We start from the raw sequence: 25,062 nt of genomic DNA, 5'->3' as shown, positions 1-25,062 counted from the left end.
CGACCTAAATCGACAATGAAACATTCCGCGCCGCCGCAATCGCAGGGGGCGCAAGCCCTGCGCGGATTGCAAGATGCCGGGGGCAGATTTTTCGTTTGACATCACCCAAGCGGTGGGTAAGCTTGGCATCGCCATCAGCCACTAGATGTTGGGTTGATGTGAAATGCGTCCCCAAGAAGTAGGGTTGAGGCCCGGGGTGCAGGCACCCCATAGGAAGGCGTGCAATGACGACGGAAGCGATGCAGACCCCCGGCCCTCGCCGGACCAATCCCCGCCCGCCCGCAGGCGCGTGACCACGCGCCGGCATCGTCGTCGTTGCAGCCCCGCCCGACCGGGGAAACGGTAAACGCACCGCAAGGTGCACAAGGAGAGTTCCACCATCATGAGCACGGTGCGTCTGGAAGTGGTCAGCAACCCAACCCGATCGGACCTTATCCCCCTGCAGCCCGCCTCGCAGGACATCTGGGACAAGAAGTACCGCCTCAAGACCAAGGCCGGGCAGGCGCTGGATGCCGATATCGACGGCACCTACCAGCGCGTGGCCCGCGCCCTGGCCGACGCCGAAGGCAGCGACGACAAGCGCGCCTACTGGTACGAGCGTTTCGTCTGGGCGCTGCGCCGCGGCGCGATCCCGGCCGGCCGCATCACCTCCAACGCCGGCGCGCAGGAACACAAGCCGGCCACCAGCACCATCAACTGCACCGTGTCGGGCACCATCACCGACTCGATGGATGGCATCCTGGAGAAGGTCCACGAGGCCGGCCTGACCCTGAAGGCCGGCTGCGGGATCGGCTACGAGTTCAGCACCCTGCGCCCGCGCGGCGCATTCGTGGCCGGCGCCGGCGCCTACACCTCCGGGCCGATGTCCTTCATGGATATCTACGACAAGATGTGCTTCACCGTGTCCTCGGCCGGTGGCCGCCGCGGCGCGCAGATGGGCACCTTCGACGTGTCGCACCCGGACGTGAAGGACTTCATCCGCGCCAAGCGCGAGGACGGCCGCCTGCGCCAGTTCAACCTGTCGCTGCTGATCACCGACGGCTTCATGGAGGCGGTGGACAAGGACGCCGACTGGCCGCTGGTGTTCCCGATCAACACCAAGGAGCAGGCCGAGCTGGATCCGGCCAGCGGCGAGGAAGTGGTCTGGCGCGAATGGCCGACCCACGAGAACTACATCGTCCGCGACGACGGCCTGGTGGCCTGCAAGGTGTACGGCCACATCCGTGCCCGCCACCTGTGGGACATGATTATGGTCTCGACGTACGACTACGCCGAGCCGGGTTTCATCCTGATCGACCGCGTCAACGAGATGAACAACAACTGGTGGTGCGAGAGCATCCGCGCCACCAACCCCTGCGGCGAGCAGCCGCTGCCGCCGTACGGCGCCTGCCTGCTGGGCTCGGTCAACCTGACCAAGTTCGTGCGCGACCCGTTCACCGACAAGGCCTCGTTCGACTGGGACGAGTACAAGGAAGTGGTGCGCGTGTTCACCCGCATGCTCGACAACGTGGTCGAGGTCAACGGCCTGCCGCTGGAACAGCAGCGCAACGAGATCATGCGCAAGCGCCGCCACGGCATGGGCTTCCTCGGCCTGGGCAGCACCCTGACCATGCTGCGCATGAAGTACGGTTCGCCGGAGTCGTGCGAGTTCACCGAAGCCATTGCCCGCGACATGGCCGTGGCCGGCTGGGAAACCGGCCTGGAACTGGCCCGCGAGAAGGGCCCGGCGCCGATCATGGAGGAGACCTTCGAGGTCACCGCGGCGATGCTGCGGCAGCGTCCGGAGATGCGCAAGGACGGCTGGAAGGTCGGCCAGAAGATCCAGGGCAAGGTGCTGCACGCGCGCTACAGCCGCTACATGCAGCGCATCGCCTCGGTCGCCCCGGAGCTGGTGGACGAACTGGCCGAGACCGGCGCGCGCTTCACCCACCACAGCTCCATCGCGCCGACCGGCACCATCAGTCTGTCGCTGGCCAACAACGCCTCCAACGGCATCGAGCCCTCGTTCGCGCACCACTACAGCCGCAACGTGATCCGCGAAGGCAAGAAGACCAAGGAGAAGGTGGACGTGTTCTCCTTCGAGCTGCTGGCCTACCGCGAACTGGTCAACCCCCGGGCGATGCCGTTCGCCGAGGACGCCGAGTCGCGCCTGCCGGACTACTTCATCGCCGCCGACGACATCTCGCCGAAGGAACACGTGGACGTGCAGGCGGCCGCGCAGAAGTGGGTGGACAGCTCGATCTCCAAGACCGCCAACGTGCCGACCGACTACCCGTACGAGCAGTTCAAGGACATCTACCGCTACGCCCACCAGCAGGGCCTGAAGGGCTGCACCACGTTCCGCTTCAACCCGGCCGCCTTCCAGGGCGTGCTGGTCAAGGAGGCGGACCTGGAGAACACCACCTACCGCTTCGAACTGGAAGACGGCCAGGTGGTCGAGGTCAAGGGCAACGAGCAGATCGAGTACGACGGCGAGATGCACACCGCCGCCAATCTGTTCGACGCCCTCAAGGAAGGCTACTACGGCAAGTTCTGAGGTCGCCTTCGCACGCCGTCCCGCCGCCGCGCGGGACGGCGACGGTGGCCACCACCACCGGGTTGTCGCCTGTGTTCCATGCCCCCCCGCTTCATTCCGCATCGCCAACGTGACCGATCCAACGCCCTTAAGGAGGGCTTTATGAGCAATGGCAATGGTGTGACGGCGACCGTGTCCCAGGTTGCCGAGAACGTGAAGGAAACCGCAGCCAACCTCGGCGACGCCATGGCCGCCACCGCCGGCGATGCCGTTGCCGCGGTCAAGACCCGCGCGCGCAAGGTCGAGGCCGGCGCCACGCGGCAGGTCGCCAAGGTGAAGAAGGCGGTCAAGAAGGCCGAAAAAGTCGTCGCCAAGAAGGCTGCCGCGGCGAAGAAGGAGGTCGGCAAGACCGTTTCCAGCGTGCGCCGCAAGCTGGAGGCCGCCAAGGCCAATGCCAAGGCCGAGGCCGCGGCCCTGAAGAAGAAGGGTGCCGGCAAGCAGGCCGCCGCCAAGAAGGCCGTCGCCGCCGCCGAGAAGAAGGTGGCGAAGAAGGTCGCCTCGGCCAGGAAGACGGTGAAGGCCGCGGAGAAGAAAGTGGCCAAGGCCGTGGCCAAGAAGACCGCCGCGGTGAAGAAGGCGGTGGACAAGGCCGGCAGCAAGGTCGCCAAGAAAGTCGCCACCCGCACCGCCGCCACCCGTAAGGCGGTGAAGAAGGTCGAGAAGACGGTGGCCAGGAAGACCGCTTCCGCAAAGAAGACCGTGGCCAAGAAGGCGGCTTCGGCGAAGAAGACGGTGGCCAGGAAGACCACCGCGGTGAAGAAGGCGGCGAAGAAGGCCGCCCGCAAGTAAGCCGCACCCGCGCCCCCGCCCGCCGCGGGCGGGGGCGCCGCAACCCGCACCACAACGCATAACCAGGACCCGCACCATGGCCGTCAAGATCGACAAGAAAATCAAGGGTTATTCCGTCATCACCCCGGACGACAAGGCCCGGGAAGCGACGGCCAAGGCTCCGGTCGCACAGGCGCAGGACGATGCCCAGGACAGCAACATCGTGCACATGCACGAGCGCATCGAGCGCCCCGACGTGCTGATCGGCAGCACCTACAAGATCAAGTCGCCGCTGGTGGAGCACGCCTTCTACGTGACCATCAACGACATCGTGCTCAACGCCGGCACCGAGCACGAACTGCGCCGTCCGTTCGAGATCTTCATCAACTCCAAGTCGATGGAGCATTTCCAGTGGATCGTGGCGCTGACCCGCATCATGTCGGCGGTGTTCCGCAAGGGCGGCGATGTCACCTTCATCGTCGACGAGATGAAGGCCGTGTTCGACCCCAAGGGCGGCTATTTCAAGGCCGGCGGCGTGTACATGCCGTCGCTGGTCGCCGAGCTGGGCTCCATCGTCGAAGACCACATGAAGTCGATCGGCCTGCTGCACGATCCGGAAATGAGCGCCCACCAGCGCGCGCTGATCGCCGAGAAGCGCAAGCAGTTCGAGGACCGCTCAAAAAAAAACACTGACGCCGTAGTCGCCGCCCCCGCCGGGCGCGATGAGGATGTCCAGGTCACCGGCGAGGGCACCAGCTTCCCGCCCAGCGCCACCATGTGCCACAAGTGCAGCACCAAGGCGCTGGTGGTGATGGACGGGTGCGCCACCTGCCTGAACTGCGGCTACAGCAAGTGCGGCTGACCGGTGGCAACGCCGGATGAGACCGGGGCCGGTGTGCGCGAGCACCCGGCCCTTGTCTTTTCCGCCGGCGGGGAGCAGCCGACGGGGCTGCCTTGCGAGTTGGTGTGGACGCAGGCGTGCTTGGGCGGCTGCGTCGTCCTGTGACCAGTGCCCGGGGGGAAGCATGGAGCAGTTCAAGGGGTGCGTCGGCGTGGATGGCGCCGGCAGCGGATGGATCGCCGTCTGGTGGGGCGGGGGCGGGCTGGTGCATGCGCTGTACCCCGACGCCCAGCAACTTTTCCACACGCACCGGACGGCCCGGGTGATCGCGGTGGATATTCCGATAGGGCTCTGCGAGCAGGGTGGCCGCCCGGCCGATCGCGAGGCGCGCTGCTTCGTTGGCGGCAAGCGGGCCAGCAGTGTTTTCTCCACGCCCGTGCGCGGCATTCTCGATGCGGGCTCGCAGCCCGAGGCATCCCGCCGCCACCGGGAGATCGACGGGCGCGGCTTCGGCGCGCAGTCGTTCGCGATCCTGCCCAAGATCCGCCAGTGGGACCAACTGCTCCAGGGGGACGTGGATGCACGGCAACGGGTGCGCGAGATACATCCGGAGGTGTCGTTCGCTGCGCTCAATGGTGGAGCGGGGCGCGGCCTGGCGGATGGCAAGCGCACCTTCGCCGGTGCGCAGATGCGTGTCAGCCTGCTGGCGGACATCTACGGCCAGGACGCAGTGATGGGGCTGCTGCGTGCGGTGCCGGCGCGTCAGGCCGCGACCGACGACGTACTGGATGCACTGGCGGCGTTGTGGAGTGCCGAACGCATTGCCGCTGGCCGCGCGCGATCGCTGCCGGCGCAGGTGCAGCCGGACCGCACCGGGTTGCCCGCCGCGATCTGGTACTGATCCCCGTGGGAGCACGCGTCGAGGGTGTACCGGCGGCCAGGCGGCGGCCGGTGGACCACCCGCGGTAACGTCCGGCGCTGGCGGTCCGCGCGCCGGCAACGTCGCCTGAACCTCCCGGGCGCGGCAAACCAATGGCAGGGGTGGCGGTCCGCGCATGCGCTCTAGCATCCGCCCATCGCCCCTGCTGGATACGGTCATGCGCATCACTGCCCCGGTCGCGGTCTGCCTGCTGCTGGTCCCGCTGCTGCCGGCCTGCACGCCCGCGCAGATGCGCATGCCCGACGGCTTCACCGCCGATGCGGTGGCCTACGAGGTCAGCGGCCACTCGCCGCGGCGCTTCAACGAACCGGTGCGGTTCGGGCCGTACAGCGCCCTGCGGATGCGCGAGGGCTCGACCTTCTCCTGGCGCGTGCCCTTGCCGGCATTCGACGTGGGCCGCACGTCCCGGCCCTACGATTACACGATGGTGGCGCGCGACCAGCCACCGGTGGAGGTGCAGTGCCGCACGCAGGCATGGACCGCGGGCCGGGGTGGCGAATCACACCGGCTGACGGTCGACCTGACGGCGATGGCCGGGCCGTTGCTCGCATGCGGGCTGCGGATGGATGGCCAGCCCGTGCAGGTGCTGGAGGTGAGGCGCGAGGGCGAGGGCCTGCGCGGACGCCTGCAGTCGCCATGGGGCAGCGACTACGCGGTGCGCGCCGTGTATGCCTACCAGGACACGCCGGTCAGGGGCATGACACCGACCGGTTACGTCATCGCCGGCGATGGCGGCACGCGCGCCGTGGTCGACGTGCTTAACCGCGGCCGGGTGCACCTGGACCGCCGGCTCGACGATGACCAGCGCGTGTACTTCGCCGCGGCCGCCGCCGCGCTCCTGTTGCTCGACCCGGAACTGGGCGAATGAGCCGCTGCCGTCGCCGGCGGGCAACGCGGATCGGGAACGGTCGACCACCGATGCCCCGCGGCGCGGTGCATGACCGCCACGGTCCGGCCGCGGCGGCCGCCAGCATGCCGCTTCCGGCGGTGCCCACAATGCGACCTGGAGGCCAATGCCGATGAACGCATACCGTTTTCGCCTGCCTGCAGCGCTGGTCCTGGCGCTGGCGCCGCTGCTGGCGGCCGCGCAGGATGCCTGCCCGGACCGTTCCAGCTACGCGCCGGCGCGCGGGATCATCGCCGACCTGGGGCGCATCGTCGCGCCCAACGGCGTGCAGGAGGACTACGCGGCGAAGATCGGCGGCATCGCGCAGTGGGTCAACGTGCGCGGCCAGGACCGCGACAACCCGCTGCTGCTGTTCGTGCACGGTGGGCCGGCATCGCCGGTGATCCCCACGCTGTGGCAGTTCCAGCGCCCGCTGGAGGAGTACTTCACCGTGGTCAACTACGACCAGCGCGGTGCCGGGCGGACGCTGCTGCTCAACCCGCAGCAGGAGGTGGCCGGCACGCTGCGCATCCAGCGCTACGTCGACGATGCCATCGAACTGGCCGACTACCTGCGCAGCCGGTACCACAAGCGCAAGCTGGTGCTGGTCGGGCACAGCTGGGGCACCGTGGTGGCGATGCAGGCGGCGCTGCAGCGCCCGGACCTGTTCCATGCGTATGTCGGCATCGGCCAGGTGATCGACGTGCGCACCAACGAGCGGGTCAGTTTCGATTACGGCCTGCGCACCGCGCGCGAGCGCGGCAACGCCGAAGCGGTGCGCGAGATGGAGGCCATCGCACCCTATCCGGGCGACGCGCCGCTCACCCGCGAGCGGATCGTCGTGGCCCGCAAATGGCCACAGCACTACGGCGGCCTGAGTGCGTTCCGCAGCGAGTCGAACTACTTCTTCCAGGGGCCGCGGTTGTCGCCCGACTACGACGATGCGGCGCGCTGCGCGATCAACGCCGGCAGCGAATTCACCCTCGGGCGGCTGCTGGATGAGTTCCTGCAGGTGGACTACCGCGGGGTGAAGCGGTTCCCCATCCCGGTGCTGATGTTCATGGGGCGCCACGACTACACCACGCCCTCGGAACCGACCGCGGCCTGGTTGGCGCAGGTGCGCGCGCCGTACAAGCGCGGCGTCTGGTTCGAGCATTCGGCGCACATGATCCCGTGGGAGGAGCCGGGCAAGACCCTGGTCAGCCTGCTGGAGCAGGTGCGTCCGCTGGCGCTGCAGGGCGAGGCCGGCGAGCGCTGACCTCGCGCGTTGCGGTGCCCGCCGTCACTGGCCCGCTGCCCGCGCACGCTATGATCGGCGTTCCCACGGATGAAGGAACACTGCATGGCATGGGCATCGCGGCATGGAAAGGCATGGGCATTGGCGGGCGCGATGAGCGTACTGGCCGGCTGCGGCGCGCAGGACACGCCGGCGCAGACCACCCCGGCGGATGCAGCGGCGACGGCGGCCCCAGCGGATGCGGCCCCCGGTGTCGCCGCCACGCACGCGTGCATGATCGCCGGCGAGTTTTCGCTCCTCGGCCAGGTCATCCGTTCCCGCGACTGCGTGCAGACCGCGGGTGCCTCCACCGAAGCGCAACTCAAGCGCGTGTGCGAGGGGTTGGCGCAGACCTCGGCGCAGATGGGTGGCAAGGCGGGCGAGATCACTTACATGGACGCCTGTCCAGCGCCGGCGCAGGGCAGTTGCCGGCGCCTGTTCGGCCAGGATTTCGACGGCTTCTACTACGAGCGTTCGGCCGACGACCTGGCCGGCCTGCCGGCCAGCTGCGCACAGGGCGGCGGTACCTGGAAGGCCGACTGACCGCGGCCGCGCCGGCACCGCACGGCCGGCCGCTGCCTGCCTGGCGCGGTGCCGGGCGCGGGCGGCCGATGCGCCGTCCAGCGCCATTGGCGCGGTCCGTGCCGAGCCATGCGCGTGGCTGCCCGCGCCCCGGGAATGCTGCCGCTGCGGTGCGCCGGCCGCGTTCAGCCGCGCGGCGGCGTACCTGGCCGACAACGCCACGCCGGCGACGGCGCGGCGAACCGGTGCACCGCGATTGCGTTGGCCATGCGCTTCGCGCAAGCTCTGGGCTTCTTCATTCCTGGTGACCGTCCATGCAAGACAACATCATCCAGATCATGCCCGCGGCCGGCTGGGTGGCCGTGTTCGACGAGGACGGCGAGGAGAGCGCGCAGGGCGTGGTGTGCTTCGCGCTGGTGGAAAGCGCGATGAAGCGCGAGGTGCGGGCGATGATCGCCGACGGCGCCCAGATCGGCTTCGCCGATGCACTGCCCAACTTCGTGCGGGTGCAGGAGCTGGACGCGTTCGAGGAAGAAGACGACGAGGACGAGGAAGACGAGGACGAGGAAGAAGACGAGGCGTGATGCCCGCGTCGTACCTTTTTCCCCGCGCCATCGCCGGCCCATCCCGGTGATGCCATCGCCCGCCCCGGCGTCGGACACGTTGTTCGACGACGCCTTCGCCTACAAGCGCTGGGCGATGCAGCGCACGCTGGAGGCGATACGCGCCGTGGACGCACGGGCGTTCCCCGCCAGCGTCGCCTTCGCGCGGCAGCAGTTGAACCACATCGTGATCGTGGAGGAGCTGTTCCGCGCGCGCCTGCTGGGCGAGGCGCCGCCGCATGCGGCCACCAACAGCGCCGAGGTACCGGCCCTGGAGGCGCTGGCCATGCGCCTGGAAGCCTCCGACCAGTGGTATGCGGCCCATCTGGCCGCGCTGGCGCCGGCGCAATGGGACCAGGCGCTGCGCTTCCGCTTCGCCGACGGCCGCGACGGCTGCATGACGCGCCGCGAAATCCTGTTCCACGTGCTCAACCACGCCACCTACCACCGCGGCGCCATCGGCCATGCGCTGGACCTGGCGGGGGTGCCGCACCCGGCCGATACCTATACGGTGTTCATCCACCAGGCCCAGCCGCAGCGACGCGCCGGCACGATGCCCGCCGATCCGGATGCAGGCCCGCGGACGACGCGGTAAGGTACGCGCCCGCACGCCGCCGCGCCGGTGTCACGACACACCCGTACATGCTGACCGATCCATTCGACAGGGAGCACCTCTGGCATCCCTACAGCGCGCTGGGCCATGCGCCGCCGGCGCTGAAAGTGGCGCGTGCCGATGGCGTGCTGCTGGAGCTGGCCGACGGCACCCGGCTGATCGACGGCATGGCCTCGTGGTGGTGCGCGATCCACGGCTACAACCATCCGCAGCTGAACCAGGCGGCGATCGAGCAGCTCGGGCGCATGGCGCACGTGATGTTCGGTGGGCTCACCCACGAACCGGCCATCGCCCTGGGCAGGCAGCTGCTGGCGATGGTGCCGCAGCCACTGGATGCGATCTTCTATGCCGACTCCGGCTCGGTGTCGGTGGAAGTGGCGCTGAAGATGGCGATCCAGTACCAGGCCGCGCGCGGCCGACCCGGCCGCCACAACATCGCCACCACGCGCTCGGGCTACCACGGCGATACCTGGAACGCGATGTCGGTGTGCGACCCGGTCACCGGCATGCACGGTCTGTTCGGCGCGGCGCTGCCGTCGCGGCGCTTCGTGCCGGCGCCGGTCACGCCGTTCGACGGGGCCTGGGATCCGGCCGAGATCGCACCGCTGGAACGCCTGTTCGCCGACCACGGCGACGAGCTGGCCGCCTTCATCATCGAGCCGGTGGTGCAGGGCGCCGGCGGCATGCGCTTCTATCACCCGCAGTACCTGCGCGAACTGGCACGGCTGTGCCGCGCCCACGACGTGCTGCTGATCTGCGACGAGATCGCCACCGGCTTCGGCCGCAGCGGCCGGCTGTTCGCCTGCGAACATGCCGGCATCACGCCGGACATCCTGTGCATCGGCAAGGCGCTGACCGGTGGTTACCTGACCCTGGCCGCGACCCTCACCCGCCGCGACATCGCCGACACCATCGCGGCCGGCGAGGCCGGCGTGTTCATGCACGGGCCGACGTTCATGGCCAATCCGCTGGCCTGCGCGGTGGCGCTGGCGTCCACCCGACTGCTGCTGGCGCAGGACTGGCAGGGCAACGTGCAGCGCATCGAACAGGTCCTGCGCGAACGGCTGGCGCCGGCGCGCGCGCTGCCGCGGGTGGCCGACGTGCGCGTGCTCGGCGCCATCGGCGTGATCGAGCTGACCGCGCCGCTGCGGCTCGAGCGCATCCAGCGGCGCCTGCTGGACCTGGGCATCTGGCTGCGTCCGTTCGGGCGGCTGGTGTACGCGATGCCACCCTACGTGATCGACGACGAACAATTGCGGCGGCTGTGCGACGGCATGGTCGCGCTGGTGGAAGGACTGCAGGACGAGGACATGCGGGCATGAACGGCGAGGTGATTTTCGTCGGTGGCATCGACACCGAGATCGGCAAGACCGTGGTCACCGGCTGGCTGGCGCGGCAGTGGCTCGACCAGGGCGGCGAGGTGATCACCCAGAAGCTGGTGCAGACCGGCTGCGTCGGTGCGTCGGACGACATCCTGCTGCACCGGCGGCTGATGGGCTGTGGCCTGTTCGAGGAGGATCGCGACGGTACCACCATGCCGGCGCTCTATGCCTATCCGGCCTCGCCGCACCTGGCGGCGCGGCTGGAGGGGCGCGCGCTGGACCTGGACGCCATCGGCGCCGCCACCGCGCGCCTGCGCGCGCGCTACGCCACGGTGCTGGTGGAGGGCGCCGGCGGGCTGCTGGTGCCGCTGACCCCGGACCTGCTGACCCTCGACTACGTGGCCCGGCAGGGCTGGCCGGTGCTCCTGGTCACCTCCGGGCGGCTGGGCAGCATCAACCACACCCTGTTGTCGCTGGAGGCCATCGCCGCGCGTGGCGTCGCCCTGCACGGCATCGCCTGGAACAGCCGCGACGACGGCAGCGACGAGGTCATCGCCGCCGAAAGCCGCCGCTACCTGCGTGGCTGGATGCAGGCGCGCTTCCCGCAGGCGCGCTGGTACGACGTGCCGCTGCTGGCGCTGGATTGAGCCTCCCGCGCGCCGGAAATGCTCCCGGCCCTTGAAAAACCCGGTGGTCGTCGCGATATTGCAGGATCGAGCAACGACAAAGAGAGGGCTTATGGAAGCCGTCACGACTGGAATGGTCCAGTGCATGAAGTGCAATACGGTGTATCAACCCGCGATCAAGGTGCTGGAGAGCGTCTGCCCGATGTGCCTGTCGATCAAGACCGCACCGGTGCCGGCCGAACAGGCACGCGGCACCCCGGCCGCCCTGCACTGAACCGCAACTGCGCTGTATCCCGCGGGCCAGGTCATCGACCTGGCCTTTTCATTTGCATCGCGCCGGGCCGGGCGGCTTACTCGCCCTGGTACTGCTTTTCCTCGACCAGCGCCGAGCCGGCGACGTGGTTGATCGCGTTCTTGACCGCCACGCGCTCGCCGTTGGTGCCGTAGACGCCGCGCGCCAGGGCGATGAACGCCTCGCCGAAGTCCTGCGCGGTTTCCTTGGCCCGCAGCTGGTCCTGGATGTCCCACATGCGCTCGTTGATCGCCTTGAGCTGCTGCTTGAGCGCGGCCAGTTCCGGGCGCGCGGCCTGCTGCTGCAGCCACAGCGGCCACAGCCCGTCGAGTTCGGTGCGCACGTTGTCCAGCTTGGCCGCGTCGGTGATGCGCTCGGCCTTGATTTCGAGGATGGTGATCTTGTCGATCAGTTCGCCGATCGATACCGGGGTGAGGATGGTCTGCACGTGCATGCCGCCGAAGAAAGTACGGGCGCCATGATAGCGCCCCGGCCCACGGCCCCGCCCGGGCGGAAGTTGCCGATGAACCGATGCCGGCGGCGCCGCGTCGATGCCGGCACAATGCCGCTTTGCCCTGTGCGGAGATCCCGATGCCGATGCCCCCGATCCTGCGGCTGCCCGCCGCCGTGCTGCTGCTGTGCGTGGCGTCCCCCGCCTGGGCCACCGCGGCCACCGACCTGGCGCGACTGCAGGGCGCGTGGCAGCTGCGGTCGGGCGAGTCGCTCGATGGCGACGGCGCGCGCATGGACTATGCCAGCCAGGGCCTGGCCGGCACCAAGGTACTGGCCGACGGGCGTTTCGCCTTCACCAGCACCCGCAACGGCGCGTTCTGGGCCGCGGGCTCGGGCACCTACGAGGGCGACGCCACGCGGTACCTGGAACGGCCGCTGATGGCGTCCTATCCGCTGCAGAACGGCGGCAGCTACGAATTCCGCTACACGCTGGAAGGTGACACCTGGACGCTGGAGTGCTGGGACGGCGGGCGCATGGTCGAGCGCGAAGTGTGGACGCGGGTGGGCCGGTAGGGTCGACTGCGCCGGTGCCGGTCGGGCGGATGCGCGGCTTGCCGCGCATGGGGCTTCACCGGGAATGCCTGATGCCGGAGCAAGCCCCCGCCTTCACGGGTCCTGCCGTGGCGGAAAGCCGGCGTCGTCCAGCGCCGCGGTGAAGCGTTCGGCCGGCTGCGCCGATTCGATGTGCACGCGCTTGCTGGCCAGGTCGATCGTGACCGTCGCGGCCGGGTCTACGTCCTTGATGGCGGCGGTGACGCTGCGCGCGCAGCCGCCGCAGGTCATGTTCTCGATATGCAGGTTCATGGCGGTTTCTCCTTGAGGGGAGGGCAGTCTGGGGCTTGCCATGGTGGCAAGGTCAAGGGGCGGGGCGAGGAGTGAGTGAAGAGGAGTGAGAAGTGAGAAAAAGCCAAAGCGCAAGCAATGCCGCTCTCTCTCACCTCTCACTCCTCTTCACTCACTCCTCGCCCCTTGACCTTCCCATGATGGGAAGCTTCAAGATGCCGCCATCATGGACAACGCCAGGTGAGCCGGTGATGACCCCGAACAGCCAGAACCCCGCCGCCGAGGGCGGCATGACGCAGACCCTCGCGGTCGAGGGCATGACCTGCGCGTCGTGCGTGGGCCGGGTGGAGCGCGCGCTGGCCGCCGTGCCCGGGGTGGCCAGCGCCGCGGTCAACCTGGCCACCGGCCGCGCCACCGTGCGCGGCGACGCCGTGGACCGGCAGGCGCTGGTGCGCGCGGTGGAGAAGGCCGGTTACGCGGTGCCCGCGCCGGCGCCGCTGGAACTGGGCATCGACGGCATGACGTGTGCGTCGTGCGTGGGCCGGGTCGAGCGCGCGCTGGGCAAGGTGCCCGGCGTGCTTTCGGCCAGCGTCAACCTGGCCACCAGCCGCGCGCAGGTGCATGGCGACGCCTCGCTGGATCCGGCCGCGCTCCTCGCCGCGGTCGCCAGGGCCGGTTACGAGGCGCGCGTCCTGCAGGCGGCCGTGGACGAGGACCGGGAAGCGCAGCGTCGCGACGCGGAACTGCGCGGACTCAGCCGCGACCTGCTGCTGGCCGCGGCGCTGACCCTGCCGGTGTTCGTGCTGGAAATGGGGGCGCACCTGGTGCCGGCGTTCCACCACGCCATCGCCAGCACCCTGGGCACGCGCAACAGCTGGCTGCTGCAGTTCGCGCTGACCACGCTGGTGCTGGCGATCCCGGGCCGCCGCTTCTACCGCGCCGGCATTCCCGCGCTGCTGCGCGCCGCGCCGGACATGAACTCGCTGGTCGCGGTCGGCACCCTGGCCGCCTATGGCTTCTCGCTGGTGGCGACCTTCCTGCCGCGGTTGCTGCCGGCCGGCACGGTCAACGTGTACTACGAGGCGGCGGCGGTCATCGTCACCCTGATCCTGCTCGGGCGCATGCTCGAGGCGCGCGCCAAGGGCCGTACTTCCGAAGCGATCAAGCGCCTGCTCAGGCTGCAGGCCAGGACCGCGCGGGTGCGCCGCGAGGGTGGCGCGGTGGAGGTGCCGCTGGCGCAGGTGGCGGCCGGCGACGTGATCGACGTGCGCCCCGGCGAGCGCATCGCCGTCGATGGCGAGGTGGTCGACGGCGACAGCTACGTGGACGAATCGATGATCACCGGCGAGCCGGTGCCGGTGGCCAAGGCGGCCGGCGCGCGCGTGGTCGGCGGCACCGTCAACCAGACCGGCACGCTCGGGGTGCGCGCCACCGCCGTCGGCGGCGCCACCGTGCTGGCGCAGATCATCCGCCTGGTGGAACAGGCGCAGGGCGCCAAACTGCCGATCCAGGGCCTGGTGGACCGCATCACGATGTGGTTCGTGCCGGTGGTGATGGGCCTGGCGCTGCTGACCTTCGCCGTGTGGTGGGCATTCGGTCCATCGCCGGCGCTGACGTTCGCCCTGGTCAACGCGGTGGCCGTGCTGATCATCGCCTGCCCGTGCGCGATGGGCCTGGCAACCCCGACCTCGATCATGGTCGGCACCGGCCGCGGCGCCGAACTGGGCGTGCTGTTCCGCAAGGGCGAGGCGCTGCAGCTGCTGAAGGAAGCGGCGGTGGTGGCGGTGGACAAGACCGGCACCCTGACCGAAGGCCGGCCGCTGCTGACCGACCTGCACGTGGCCGGCGGTTTCGACCGCGAACGCGTGCTCGCGCAGGTGGCCGCGGTGGAAGACCGCTCCGAGCACCCGATCGCGCGCGCGATCGTGGGCGCCGCGCAGGCCGAGGGCCTGGCGCTGCCCCCGGTGCAGGCGTTCGAGTCGGTCACCGGCCAGGGCGTGCGCGCGCAGGTGGACGGGGTGCGCGTGGACGTCGGCGCGGACCGCTTCATGCGTACGCTGGGGCTCGACGTGGCGGCGTTCGCCGAAGTCGCCACGCGGCTGGCCGGCGAGGGCAAGACCCCGCTGTACGCCGCCATCGACGGCACCCTGGCGGCGATCATCGCCGTTTCCGATCCGGTCAAGGCCGACACCGCCGCGGCCATCGCCCACCTGCATGCGCTGGGACTGAAGGTGGCGATGATCACCGGCGACAACCGCCGTACCGCCGACGCCATTGCCCGCCAGCTCGGCATCGACGAGGTGGTCGCCGAAGTGCTGCCGCAGGGCAAGGTCGAGGCGGTCAAGCGGCTGCAGGCCGCGCATGGCCGCCTGGCCTATGTCGGCGACGGCATCAACGACGCGCCGGCGCTGGCCGCGGCCGATGTGGGCCTGGCCATCGGTACCGGCACCGACGTGGCGATCGAGGCGGCCGACGTGGTGCTGATGTCCGGCAGCCTGCAGGGCGTGCCCAACGCCATCGCGCTGAGCCAGGCGACGATGCGCAACATCGGCCAGAACCTGTTCTGGGCGTTCGCCTACAACACCGCGTTGATCCCGCTGGCGGCCGGCGTACTGTATCCGTTGTGGGGCGTGCTGCTGTCGCCGGTGTTCGCCGCCGGCGCCATGGCGCTGTCCTCGGTGTTCGTACTGGGCAATGCGCTGCGGCTGCGGCGCTTCGCGCCCTGATCCTGCCCGGCGGCGACGGAGACGACGATGCAAGACGTGATGAACATCGGCCAGGCCGCCAGGGCCACCGGCATCTCGGCCAAGATGATCCGCTACTACGAGGACAACGGGCTGATCGGCCCGGTCGCGCGCAGCGGGGCCGGCTACCGCGTCTACGGCCCCCGCGACATCCACACCCTGGGCTTCATCAAGCGCTCGCGCGACATGGGCTTCAGCGTCGAGCGCATCGGCGAACTGCTGCAGCTGTGGCGCGACCGCTCGCGCCACAGCGCCGACGTCAAGCGCATGGCGCTGGAGCACGTGGCGGTACTGCAGCAGCGCATCGCCGAGCTGCAGGACATGGTCGCCACCGTCCGCGCCCTGGCCGACTGCTGCGCCGGCGACGAGCGCCCGGACTGCCCGATCCTGAGCGATATCGCCAGCGGCGCCCCGCTGCACCGCCGCTCGCGGCAAAGCACGCGGCCGGCGAACCGTGGCACGGCGCGCGCGTGCCAGAAAACGCCTGAATAGAGGCCTAAAAACGCGTTGCAGTGCGCCTCGCGATTTCAGGAAGGGTTGGGCTGGATAACGGAAAAATTACATCCGGACGCAGGCAGCCGACGAGCCGCCGCGCCACCAGACAGTAATTCCTGAAGGTGTACCCCCATGAAGACGTCCCTGATTGCCCTGGCCCTGGCGGCCGCCCTCCCGTTCGCCGCTTCCGCTGCTGACAACCTTTCCTACAACTATGTCGAAGGCGACTACGTCAAGACCGACGTGTCCGGTCCCGACGCCGACGGCTGGGCGCTGAAGGGCTCCTGGGCCTTCCACCCGAACTTCCACGTGTTCGGCGACTTCACCCAGCAGAAGGTCGACCACACCGACGCCAAGTTCGACCAGTGGCGCATCGGCGCCGGCTACAACCGCGCCATCGCGACGAGCACCGACCTGGTCGCGCGCGTGGGCTACCAGAAGTTCGACCGGCACCACAGCAACCTGGACTTCGACGGCTACAACGCCGAAGTGGGCCTGCGCAACGCATTCGGCGAGCACGTCGAGGTGTATGCCTTCGCCGGCTACCAGGACTACACCAAGAAGCACGGCGTCAACCCGGACGGCGCGTTCTACGGCCGCCTGGGCGGCCAGGTGAAGTTGAACCAGAACTGGGGCATCAACGGCGACATCAAGATGGACCGCCACGGCAACAAGGAATGGTCGGTCGGCCCGCGCTTCAGCTGGTAAGCAGCCCGCACATGGCGTAACAGGAAAAGCCCGGCGATGCCGGGCTTTTTCCTTCATGCACGTGGCCTGCGTACGCAGCGGCGACGCGCCGGTTGTTGCTGCCGTTATGCGCCGCGCACGCGCGCGGTCAGGCCCTTGAGGAAGTTGCGCAGCAACTGGTCGCCGCAGGCGCGGTAGTTCTTGTGGTCCGGCTGCCGGAACAGCGCCGACAGCTCCGGCTTGGACAGCGGAAAGCCGGCCGCGGCGAAGATCGCGTGCATGTCCACGTCCTTGAGCTGGAAGGCGACGCGCAGCTTCTTCAGCACCAGGTTGTTGGTGATGCGGGCCTCGGGCGCGCGCTGCGGCTGCGAATCGTCGCGGCCACGGAAGTGGTAGATCAGCCCGTCGAGGAAACGTGCCAGCGCGGCATCCGGGCAGGGCTCGAACAGCGGCTCGTCGTCGCGCCGCAGGAAGTCGTGCACCTGCGCCGGGTCGACATCGAACGCCGGGTCGGCCAGGTGGATCAGGTCCACCACGTGCCTGTCGCCCAGGTCGAGCATGTAGCGGATGCTGCGCAGTACGTCGTTGTTGATCATCACCACTCCGGAACGGCCGTGGCGCCACTGCCCGGCAAGATGCACAGTGTAACGCCGGCGCCCGCCGGCGGCCGGTACACTCGCTGGCCGATCGCCTTGCCGCCGCGTCATGCACCCACCCGTTCCTGCTGCTTTTTCCACCGCCGTTGCGGCACCGTCCCGCGCCTGGCGCACGCCGCGCGCGGGCCAGGCGCGCCGTCCCGCCGCCGGCGTCGGCCAGCCCATGGGCACCTGAGCGGATGGGACTGCGCGCGATTCTGCACGTGTGCCTGCACGCGGCGGTGCCCGCACTGCTGGCATGGATGTTCTGGCGGCCGCGGTTCGGCCGCGCCTGGGTGCTGTTGCTGCTGGGCTGGGTGATCGACCTGGACCACCTGCTGGCCGATCCGATCTACGCGCCGGACCGCTGCAGCATCGGCTTCCACCCGCTGCACACCGCGCCGGCGGCGGCCGTCTACGCGGGATTGCTGCTGCCGCGCCGCACCCGGCTGTTCGGCATCGGCCTGCTGCTGCATCTGGCGCTGGACGCGATCGATTGCGTCTGGATGCGCTGCGGCGGTTGAGGCCGGCCGTGCCGGCTGCCGGGCAGCGCGGGCTTACCAGCCGTACCAGGGGCCCGGGCCGTAGCCGAACGGACCCACGCCCTTGCCCTGGCTGACATGGATGTTCAGGTCCACCCGGCGGGTCTTGCCCTCGTCGGTGGTGTAGTTCTTGCCGAGATTGATGTCGGCCGCGCTCCAGTGGCTGTTGCCGAACGCCTTGGAATAACCGATGCCGGTGCTGAGGGTGCCGTGCACCTGCAGCTTGTCGTCGGTGACGGTCGCGGCGGCCGCGTCGCGTCGCGGTTGCGGACCGCTGTGGTCGCCGTAATAGGTGCCCGGCGCGTCGGCCTGGTAGGACGGATCGTTGAGGTAGCGCAGCGGCGCCTGCGGCACGCTCAGGTCCAGCGCGCCCGGCGCGGTGTCCGCCGGCTGCGCCGCCGCCAGCGGCGAGGCCAGCAGGCAGGCAAGCATGATGGGGAACCGGTTCATCGCGCGGGTGCTCCTGGCGGGGGCGGTCATGGTGGCAGGTGGGATACGCCGACGCTAGCGCGGCGGCGGTGAACCGGGGCTGTCGCGGCCGGGTGGCTCAGCCCAGCCGCCCGAACCCGAACAACCGCGCCAGGCGGTGCCGGCGCCGCTCGATGGCGGCGCGCAGCAGGCCGGCGCCGAGCATCGAGTAGGTGATGCCGTTGCCGCCGTAGGCCATGGCGAACAACACCCGCGGCCCCCACTGCGGATGCGCGCCGAAGAACGGCAACCCGTCGCGGGTTTCAGCGAAGGTCCCGGCCCAGGCGAACGCCGGGGTCAGCGCCAGCTGCGGGAACAGCCGCTGCAGCTTGTCGGCCAGCCGCCGCGCCTTGCGTTCCACCCGCGCGTCGCGGCGCGCCGGGATGTCCAGCGCGTCGTCCTCGCCGCCCACCAGCAGCCGCAGGTCGGCGGTGCTGCGCAGGTACAGGTAGGGGCGCGCCGATTCCCACAGCATGGTCCGGCGCAGCGGCCCCAGCGCCTCGGCCGGCAGCGGGTCGGTGACGAACGCGTAGCTGCTGCGGTTGCGCGCCACGCGCTGCTCCAGCCACTGCTGGTTGGCATAGCCAGCGGCCAGCACCACGTGCCCGCATCGCACCTGGACACCGTCGCTGGTGGTGGCCACCACCCCGCGCGAGGTCGCGCGCAGGGCGCTGATGGTGGTGCGGTCGAACACCTGCATCCCGTTCCGCTGCAACCGCGCCAGCAGCCGGTGCGCCATCCGGTAGGGGTCGATGCTGGCGGCAAGGTCGCTGAGGATCGCCGCCGGCGCGCTGAACCCGTAGCCGTCCTCGACGTCGCCGGGCTCGAGCCAGCGCACGCCGAAGCCGTGTTTCCTGCGCAGCGCATATTCGGCATGCAGCGCGCTGCGGTGGCGGCGGTGGCTGGCGTAGTACAGGCTGTCGGCACGGCGGAAATCGACCCCGCGCAGGTCCGTGGCCAGCGCCTGCAGCTGGCCGATGGCGTCGGCGCAGGCACCATAGGCCAGCACCGCGGCGTCCTCGCCGTAGTCCGCGGCCAGCTCGGTCATGTGGGTGTCGATCTCGTACTGCAGCAGCGCGGTACTGGCGGCGCTGGAGCCCCAGCCGATGTCGCGCTGCTCGACCACCGCCACCTCGTGCCCGTGCCGGGCCAGCTCGTCGGCGATCAGCGCGCCGGTGATGCCTCCGCCGACCACCAGGACGTCGCAGCGCAGCGCCTGCGCCAGCGGCGGATAGGCGTGCATCAGGCCGTTCCTGACCGCCCAGAAGGGATAACCACTTTTCAGGTCCATGCGCGGGTTCCGCCGGCCGGCTCAGGCGGTGGGGTGGCCGGTATGCGGCGTGTGGATCAGCCGGTCCACGTCGAAGCCCTGCTGGCGCGCATAGGCGATGTAGTGCTGGCGGGTGATCTCGTCCATGCGTGGTTCGCGCGACAGCAGCCACAGGTACTTGCGGTCGGGGCTGCCGACCAGCGCCGCGGTATAGGCGCCATCGACCAGGATCACCCAGTAGTCGCCCTTGGTGAAGGGAATCCAGCGCAGGCCTTCGGGCAGGAAGCTCACCTCCAGGCGGCTGTTGGAGGCGTCCACCGGCTTGGCCTGGCCGATCGCTTCTTCCAGCTCGCCGCCACGCAGGCAGCGGTTGCGCACGCGGATGCTGCCGTCGTCGTCGAGCGTGTAGTGCGCACTGACGTCGGTGGCGTCCTCCGGTTCATGGCGCATCGGCAGGCGGTCGATCTCGTACCAGGTGCCCAGGTAGCGCGGCAGGTCGAGGGCGGGGACGGTGGGCAGCGGTGGGTGGTCCATGACGGCTCCTTTCCGGGCAGGGGGGTGCAGCTATAGGGCAGCGGCGGTGAATGCGGCGTGCGCAGCGGCCGCGCCGCACCCGCGGGCGGCATGCCTGCGCTAGGCTTGCGCTACCGAAAACGGGAGACGCACATGTACGCGGTGATCCTTCTCACGGACCCGGAGCGCTACGCGCGCGAGCGCTGGGAGCAGGTGCCGGACCTGGTCGAGTACGCGGGCGCAAGCTACTCGCTGCGCGCCGGGCCGCGGCAGCCGCTGGCCACCGACCGGCAATGGGATCCGGTGGCGGTGTACGCGCCCGACGAGCTCACCGAGGAGGAATTCCAGGACCTGTACGCCACGCACCGGCCGCACGTGGCCGAGCTCGGCCTGAAGTACTGACGGTCGCGGCGCGGGTGGCGCGCCGTTTGCGGAGCGTGGACGCGCGCTGACTTATAGTCCGCACACGCGCGGTGGTCCGCGCATGCCCGCCGGTCCACCGCCTTGTCCCTCCGCCACCGTTTCCCGTTGCTGCGCATGCTGTTGCTGGTGTTCCTGCTGCTCGGGAGCGGGGTGACGACGGTGGCCGTCGCGGCGGTCGACACGGCCACCGCCGCGGCATCGCCGCAGGCGCGCATCGGCCAGGCCGAGCGTGCGCTGCAGGCGGTGCGCCGCTCGCTGGACGACGCCGACGCGCCGGAAACCCTGCGCACGCTCTCCGAACAGGCGCTGCAGGCCAAGCGTGACGCCGATGCCGCGGTGGCCGCGCTGGTGCCGCAGCTGGAGCAGGTCGATGCGCGCATCGCCCAGCTCGGGCCGCTGGACGACGGCGCCACCGAGGAACGCAGCATCAGCCGCCAGCGCGGCATGCTGGACCAGCAGCGCAGCCAGCTCGACGCGGACATCAAGCGCGGCAAGCTGCTGGCCGAGGATGCGCGGCAGCTGAGCGATTCGATCGAGAAGACGCGCGCCCAGCAGTTCGGCGAGCAGCTCGGGCGCAAAGTGGGTTCGCCGCTGTCGCCGGCGCTGTGGCGCCAGTTCGCCGCCAGCCTGCCCGACGACCTGGGGCGGCTGCGCGGGCTGTACCGGCAGGCGGCGGGCGGATTGCGGACCGCCGTGGCCACGCATGGCTGGACCACGCCGCTGCTGGGCGCCGGGCTGGCCTTGCTGATGCTGTTCCCGCTGCGCCTGTGGCTGCGCCGCCTGGGCCGCCGCTACGCCGCGTCCGATCTTGCCCCGGCCGGGCGCCTGCGCCGTTCCGGGCTGGCGGTGTGGCTGCTGCTGGTCGGTACCCTGCTGCCGGGGCTGGCGGCGATGGGGGTGGTGGCCAGCCTGCACGGGATCTCGGCGATTCCGCCGCGACTGGAGTCGGTGGCCGACACCTTCGTCATGGCCAGCTTCGTGGCCGCTTTCTATGCCGCGTTGGCGGCCGCGCTGCTGGTGCCGCACCGCCCGTCCTGGCGCCTGCTGGGCATCGATGATGTGGCCGCGCTGCACCTGCGCCGGTTCGCCTGGGGCGCGGCGGGCCTGACCTGGGTGTCCGCGCTGCTGCGCGAGATCAACCGCTCGGCGCGGACCTCAGAGGTCAGCACGGTCACGCTCGACGGCGTGGTCGCGTTGAGCTACGTGGCGCTGATCATGGCCGCGCTGGTGACCCTGGCGCGGCTGCACCGGCGCCGCGCCGCCGAAGCCGCGCTGGCCGAGCAACAGGCGGGTGCCGCGAACGACGGCAAGCCGCCGCGGGCCACCCGCAGCGGTTGGCTGGTGCTGGCGCGGCTGGGCGGCCACCTGACCGTGCTGGCGGCGCTGGTGGCCACTTTGCTGGGCTATCTCAACTTCGCCCTGTTCGTCGCCCAGCAGATGGTGTGGGTCACCGTGGTGGTGATGGCGGTCGCGCTGCTGACCCGCTTCGCCGACGACCTGTCGCTGTGGCTGTTCGCGCCGGACAGTGCCTTTGGTCGCACCCTGCGGCTGTCCACCGGCGTGTCGCCGGCGCGGCTGGAGCAGGCCGGCGTGCTGCTGTCGGCCGCGCTGCGCATCACCCTGGTGCTGCTGGGCGTTGCCGCGGTGGTGGTGTGGTTCGGCAATACCGCGGCGCTGACCGCCTGGCTGGACACGCTGAATACCGGCCTGAAGATCGGCGGGCAGACGCTGCGCCCGGCGGCGCTGCTGTGGGCGGTGGTGGTGCTGCTGCTCGGCCTGGGCCTGATGAAGGTGCTGCAGCAATGGCTGGTGGATACCTGGCTGCCGAAGACCGGCCTGGATACCGGTGCGCGCAATTCGATCAGCACGGTCGCCCGCTACCTGGGCATCGCGCTGGCGGTGCTGTGGTCGCTGGCCACGCTGGGCATCGGCTTCGAGAAACTGGCGCTGCTGGCCAGCGCCTTGTCGGTGGGCATCGGCTTCGGCCTGCAGGCGATCACCCAGAACTTCGTGTCCGGCCTGATCCTGCTCGCCGAGCGCCCGGTGAAGATCGGCGACTGGGTGAAGATCGGCGACCAGGAGGGCGATATCCGTCGCATCTCGGTGCGCTCGACCGAGATCCAGGTGGGCGACAAGTCCACGCTGATCGTGCCCAACTCGGAGCTGATCACCAAGACCATCCGCAACATGACGATGGCCAACGCGCTGGGCCGCGTGCAGATCCAGTTCTCGGTACCGCTGGGCGCCGACGTGGGACGCGTGCGGCAACTGCTGCTGGACCTGTTCGCCGGGCATGAGAAGGTGCTGGCGGACCCGGCGCCGTCGGTGTTCATCGACTCCATCAGCGGCGGCCTGGTGGCGCTGAACTGCTTCGCCTACGTGTCCAGCCCGCGTGCCGTATACGGCGTGCGCTCGGACCTGCTGTTCGAACTGCTGCGCGCCACCGCCGAGCAGGGCATCGCGCTGGTGACCCCCACCGACGTACGCGTCCTGCACGCCGATCCACAGCCCGGCGACCCGGCGCATTGAACCGCCGGCCGCGGCGGCACCGGTCGCCGGGCGGCGTCGGCCGGGTCCACGGCAGGGGCCGCGTGGCGGCTCAGGAACGCGGGCGGGCGCGGATCGCCGGCACCAGCGCGTAACGCTCCACCGCCAGGGTCTCGGCGTGGCCCAGCCAGGCACGTATCTCCAGGTCGTCGATCTCCTCGTCCAGGCCCAGCGGCAGGCGGATGCGGCCGTCGCTGTCCGGCTGCACCCATTGCTGGGCCACGACCACCTTGCGCTGCGGCGACACCGCCTCGACCCAGAAGGCGCGTGCCGGGCGCTGGCTGGCGTACAGCTCCAGCACGTACTGGCCGGGACGGGTGGGTTGCGCGGTGCGGCTGATCATGCGCGACTGGCGCACGCTCGGGCGTGGGCCATGGAACGGCTCCAGCGGCGCATCCACGGCGATGCCGCGGCGCAGCTGCGCGTCGCGGTACAGGCGCATGCCCTGGTCGCTGTCCACCAGCAGCGCGCACCAGTCGCCGTCGGCCGAGGCGTCCTCGAACGCGGTGCAGCGGTCCACATAGGCGAGGCGGTGGCTGGGGTCGGCCTCGTCGAAGCGGCGCGAGGTGTTCTCCAAGTACACCGACTCCAGCGCCCACTGCGCGTCGTATTCCAGCAGCACCGGCGGCTGCACCTTCTGCACGCCGACCAGCACCTGGTCGCCGTCCAGGCGCAGCACGCGGGTCTGTTCGCCGAGCCACAACGAGCGCGCGAACGCGCGGTAGCGCGCATAGTCGGACGGATCGGCCCTGAGCGCGGCGACGCTGGCGCTGGCCGCGCGTGGCGTTGCCAGCAGCGAGCGGCCGAAGCCGATCGCGTCGATTGCCGGGTCCAGCAGCTGCAGCAGCGTCGCGCCCGAATCCAGGGTGGTGCCGGCGCTGGCGAACAGCTGGCGCGGGGCGATGTCCTTGCCCAGGAACAGCAGCAGGTTCTCGCGCTGCAGGGTTTCCAGCACGTGGCTCAGGTCGTTGGGCATGGCCAGGTGGTCGGAGGCGACCACCACCAGCGTGTCGTCGCCGAACTCGCTGGCGCGGATGCGGTCCACCAGCCGCGCGATCAGCCGGTCGCTGCACTTGAGCGCATTGAGCAGGCCGATGTCGCCATGCGCGCTGCGGTAGCGCGTGCCCTTGCACGCCACCGGCAGGTGCCCGGCCGGATGGTGGGTATCCATGGTCAGCGCGGTGAGCATGAACGGCTGGCCGGCGCGCGACAGCTCGATGAAGCGGTCGTAGGCGCGTTCCAGCAGCACGTCGTCGTGGATGCCCCAGTTGGAGAAATGCCGGGCAGCGATGCGCTGCTGCCGGAACCAGGCCAGGTCACGGATGTCGTCGTAGCCGTGGCTGGCAAGGAAATCGGCCTTGGCCGCGAACTGGCCGTTGGCGCCGCCCAGGTAGTGGTTGCTGTAGCCCTGCTGTTTCAGATAGTCGCCCAGGCAGAACGCTTCCGGCAGGAAGCTGCCCATGCGGCCCATGCTGTTCTCGTCGCCCTCCGCGGTGGTCAGCGGCACGCCGCACATCGAAGACACCAGCCCGGCGATGGTCCAGCCGCTGCCGTCGGCCGAGGCGATGCCGCGCAGGTCCAGTGCCTGCCCGGCCAGCCGTTGCAGGTTCGGCATCAGCCCGGGGAACACGCGCTCGTCCAGGTAGGTGCGTTCCAGGCTTTCGCCGTAGATCCACACGATGTTCCTGGCACGCGCCAGCGCCCGCTTGGGAACCACGTACTCCGGCGCCACCGCGCTGTAGTCGACCGGTTTCATCTGCTGGTACATGCGCCGCGCGTCGCCGTACAGCGGGCTGCCGACGACCGCGGCCACCAGCAGCGCCGCGAATGCCGCCGTCAGCAGGCCGCCATGGCGTGGCCGGTGCAGGCGCCGCACCCGCACCAGCAGCAGTGGAACCAGCGAAAGCACCGCCAGTACCGCGAACGCGGCGATATACCCGGTGAAGTCGCCGACGCCCGCCCCTTCCATGTCGCTGCGCAGGTGGTAGAGCGTGGCCGAGTTGATGCCATCACCGCTCAGCCGGTCGATCAGCCACCACCCGCTGAACGCCAGCAGCGTCAGTGCCAACAGTGCCGCCTTGACCCGCGCCAGCACGGGTGTACACAGCAACAACAGGAACAGGGCGGGCAGGTACAGCCAGAAAGTCCAATGCATGCGGTCGCTTGGGTAGTGGAGACG

General features: G+C 70.0%; 26 protein-coding genes. 19 read left to right on the top strand and 7 right to left on the bottom strand.

Annotated elements, in window-relative coordinates; genetic code table 11:
- Positions 1-382: 382 nt before the first annotated feature.
- The 12 genes from ACJ7VY_RS14790 to ACJ7VY_RS14735 all read left to right on the top strand — a co-directional run bounded on the left by ACJ7VY_RS14790 (position 383) and on the right by ACJ7VY_RS14735 (position 11,245).
- Entirely contained in the window at positions 383-2,536 is a 2,154-nt protein-coding gene (locus ACJ7VY_RS14790; RefSeq protein ID WP_293756337.1) for an adenosylcobalamin-dependent ribonucleoside-diphosphate reductase, read from the top strand.
- A 141-nt stretch (positions 2,537-2,677) separates the two neighbouring features.
- Positions 2,678-3,364, top strand: coding sequence for a hypothetical protein (locus ACJ7VY_RS14785; protein ID WP_104939777.1), 687 nt, complete (start codon positions 2,678-2,680; stop codon positions 3,362-3,364).
- A 76-nt stretch (positions 3,365-3,440) separates the two neighbouring features.
- Positions 3,441-4,205, top strand: coding sequence for an NrdJb (locus ACJ7VY_RS14780; protein WP_054667934.1), 765 nt, complete (start codon positions 3,441-3,443; stop codon positions 4,203-4,205).
- A 163-nt stretch (positions 4,206-4,368) separates the two neighbouring features.
- On the top strand, positions 4,369-5,085 hold the full coding sequence (locus tag ACJ7VY_RS14775) for a DUF429 domain-containing protein (RefSeq protein ID WP_409475933.1): 717 nt from the start codon (positions 4,369-4,371) through the stop codon (positions 5,083-5,085).
- Between the two features lie 196 nt (positions 5,086-5,281).
- On the top strand, positions 5,282-5,992 hold the full coding sequence (locus tag ACJ7VY_RS14770; protein WP_313230140.1) for a hypothetical protein: 711 nt from the start codon (positions 5,282-5,284) through the stop codon (positions 5,990-5,992).
- Positions 5,993-6,143: 151 nt separating this feature from the next.
- Positions 6,144-7,268 (top strand): alpha/beta fold hydrolase, encoded by a 1,125-nt coding sequence (locus ACJ7VY_RS14765; protein WP_104940288.1) that lies wholly within the window; start codon positions 6,144-6,146, stop codon positions 7,266-7,268.
- An 84-nt stretch (positions 7,269-7,352) separates the two neighbouring features.
- Positions 7,353-7,829 (top strand): hypothetical protein, encoded by a 477-nt coding sequence (locus ACJ7VY_RS14760; protein WP_409475932.1) that lies wholly within the window; start codon positions 7,353-7,355, stop codon positions 7,827-7,829.
- Between the two features lie 293 nt (positions 7,830-8,122).
- A complete protein-coding gene (locus ACJ7VY_RS14755; RefSeq protein ID WP_104939773.1) occupies positions 8,123-8,392 on the top strand; it encodes a hypothetical protein in 270 nt (89 codons plus the stop codon).
- Positions 8,393-8,441: 49 nt separating this feature from the next.
- Positions 8,442-9,005: a DinB family protein gene (locus tag ACJ7VY_RS14750; RefSeq protein WP_409475931.1), complete on the top strand. Its 564-nt coding sequence runs from the start codon at positions 8,442-8,444 to the stop codon at positions 9,003-9,005.
- Positions 9,006-9,052: 47 nt separating this feature from the next.
- Positions 9,053-10,345 (top strand): adenosylmethionine--8-amino-7-oxononanoate transaminase, encoded by a 1,293-nt coding sequence (bioA, locus tag ACJ7VY_RS14745; protein WP_240212420.1) that lies wholly within the window; start codon positions 9,053-9,055, stop codon positions 10,343-10,345.
- Positions 10,342-10,992 carry a dethiobiotin synthase gene (gene bioD / locus ACJ7VY_RS14740; protein WP_409475930.1) on the top strand — a complete coding sequence of 217 codons (651 nt, stop codon included), beginning with the start codon at positions 10,342-10,344 and terminating at the stop codon, positions 10,990-10,992. Before bioA ends, bioD begins: the two co-directional genes overlap by 4 nt.
- A gap of 124 nt (positions 10,993-11,116) precedes the next feature.
- Positions 11,117-11,245, top strand: coding sequence for a hypothetical protein (locus ACJ7VY_RS14735; RefSeq protein WP_256363880.1), 129 nt, complete (start codon positions 11,117-11,119; stop codon positions 11,243-11,245).
- A gap of 76 nt (positions 11,246-11,321) precedes the next feature.
- On the opposite strand, the gene ACJ7VY_RS14730 is transcribed toward ACJ7VY_RS14735, so the two are convergent.
- Positions 11,322-11,711, bottom strand: a complete 390-nt coding sequence (locus tag ACJ7VY_RS14730; protein WP_104940287.1) for a DUF6165 family protein — start codon at positions 11,709-11,711, stop codon at positions 11,322-11,324.
- A gap of 143 nt (positions 11,712-11,854) precedes the next feature.
- On the opposite strand from ACJ7VY_RS14730, the gene ACJ7VY_RS14725 reads away from it, so the two are divergent.
- Entirely contained in the window at positions 11,855-12,289 is a 435-nt protein-coding gene (locus ACJ7VY_RS14725) for a hypothetical protein (protein ID WP_409475929.1), read from the top strand.
- Positions 12,290-12,382: 93 nt separating this feature from the next.
- On the opposite strand, the gene ACJ7VY_RS14720 is transcribed toward ACJ7VY_RS14725, so the two are convergent.
- Positions 12,383-12,580, bottom strand: a complete 198-nt coding sequence (locus ACJ7VY_RS14720) for a heavy-metal-associated domain-containing protein (protein WP_104939768.1) — start codon at positions 12,578-12,580, stop codon at positions 12,383-12,385.
- A 230-nt stretch (positions 12,581-12,810) separates the two neighbouring features.
- Between ACJ7VY_RS14720 and ACJ7VY_RS14715 the strand changes: the two genes are divergently transcribed.
- The 3 genes from ACJ7VY_RS14715 (at position 12,811) to ACJ7VY_RS14705 (ending at position 16,506) form a co-directional block, all read left to right on the top strand.
- Positions 12,811-15,285 carry a heavy metal translocating P-type ATPase gene (locus ACJ7VY_RS14715; protein ID WP_409475928.1) on the top strand — a complete coding sequence of 825 codons (2,475 nt, stop codon included), beginning with the start codon at positions 12,811-12,813 and terminating at the stop codon, positions 15,283-15,285.
- A 39-nt stretch (positions 15,286-15,324) separates the two neighbouring features.
- Positions 15,325-15,795, top strand: coding sequence for a Cu(I)-responsive transcriptional regulator (gene cueR, locus ACJ7VY_RS14710; RefSeq protein ID WP_161614938.1), 471 nt, complete (start codon positions 15,325-15,327; stop codon positions 15,793-15,795).
- Positions 15,796-15,930: 135 nt separating this feature from the next.
- A complete protein-coding gene (locus ACJ7VY_RS14705; protein ID WP_240212416.1) occupies positions 15,931-16,506 on the top strand; it encodes an Ax21 family protein in 576 nt (191 codons plus the stop codon).
- A 104-nt stretch (positions 16,507-16,610) separates the two neighbouring features.
- On the opposite strand, the gene ACJ7VY_RS14700 is transcribed toward ACJ7VY_RS14705, so the two are convergent.
- Positions 16,611-17,081, bottom strand: a complete 471-nt coding sequence (locus ACJ7VY_RS14700) for a DUF1456 family protein (protein WP_104939764.1) — start codon at positions 17,079-17,081, stop codon at positions 16,611-16,613.
- Positions 17,082-17,320: 239 nt separating this feature from the next.
- Here ACJ7VY_RS14700 and ACJ7VY_RS14695 point away from each other — a divergent pair, with 239 nt between their 5' ends.
- The gene (locus ACJ7VY_RS14695; protein ID WP_161614919.1) at positions 17,321-17,644 is read left to right on the top strand and encodes a DUF6122 family protein; all 324 of its coding nucleotides are present in this window, start codon (positions 17,321-17,323) and stop codon (positions 17,642-17,644) included.
- A 33-nt stretch (positions 17,645-17,677) separates the two neighbouring features.
- On the opposite strand, the gene ACJ7VY_RS14690 is transcribed toward ACJ7VY_RS14695, so the two are convergent.
- The 3 genes from ACJ7VY_RS14690 to ACJ7VY_RS14680 form a co-directional block, all read right to left on the bottom strand.
- On the bottom strand, positions 17,678-18,112 hold the full coding sequence (locus tag ACJ7VY_RS14690; protein WP_161614920.1) for a hypothetical protein: 435 nt from the start codon (positions 18,110-18,112) through the stop codon (positions 17,678-17,680).
- Positions 18,113-18,209: 97 nt separating this feature from the next.
- On the bottom strand, positions 18,210-19,421 hold the full coding sequence (locus ACJ7VY_RS14685; RefSeq protein ID WP_293756372.1) for an NAD(P)/FAD-dependent oxidoreductase: 1,212 nt from the start codon (positions 19,419-19,421) through the stop codon (positions 18,210-18,212).
- Between the two features lie 21 nt (positions 19,422-19,442).
- Positions 19,443-19,934, bottom strand: a complete 492-nt coding sequence (locus ACJ7VY_RS14680; RefSeq protein ID WP_104939760.1) for a lipocalin family protein — start codon at positions 19,932-19,934, stop codon at positions 19,443-19,445.
- Positions 19,935-20,066: 132 nt separating this feature from the next.
- Here ACJ7VY_RS14680 and ACJ7VY_RS14675 point away from each other — a divergent pair, with 132 nt between their 5' ends.
- Both ACJ7VY_RS14675 and ACJ7VY_RS14670 read left to right on the top strand, forming a co-directional pair.
- A complete protein-coding gene (locus tag ACJ7VY_RS14675) occupies positions 20,067-20,315 on the top strand; it encodes a hypothetical protein (RefSeq protein WP_104939759.1) in 249 nt (82 codons plus the stop codon).
- A gap of 135 nt (positions 20,316-20,450) precedes the next feature.
- A complete protein-coding gene (locus ACJ7VY_RS14670) occupies positions 20,451-22,865 on the top strand; it encodes a DUF3772 domain-containing protein (RefSeq protein ID WP_409476822.1) in 2,415 nt (804 codons plus the stop codon).
- A gap of 70 nt (positions 22,866-22,935) precedes the next feature.
- On the opposite strand, the gene ACJ7VY_RS14665 is transcribed toward ACJ7VY_RS14670, so the two are convergent.
- The gene (locus tag ACJ7VY_RS14665; protein ID WP_409475927.1) at positions 22,936-25,038 is read right to left on the bottom strand and encodes a phosphoglycerol transferase I; all 2,103 of its coding nucleotides are present in this window, start codon (positions 25,036-25,038) and stop codon (positions 22,936-22,938) included.
- Positions 25,039-25,062: the final 24 nt, after the last annotated feature.

Origin of the sequence: Stenotrophomonas sp. Y-13, from assembly GCF_046267925.1 — a bacterium.
In the GTDB taxonomy this organism is placed as follows: domain Bacteria; phylum Pseudomonadota; class Gammaproteobacteria; order Xanthomonadales; family Xanthomonadaceae; genus Stenotrophomonas; species Stenotrophomonas acidaminiphila_A.
The sequence above is the reverse complement of the archived record's forward strand: the minus strand, read 5'-3'. Positions and strand labels throughout refer to the sequence as shown.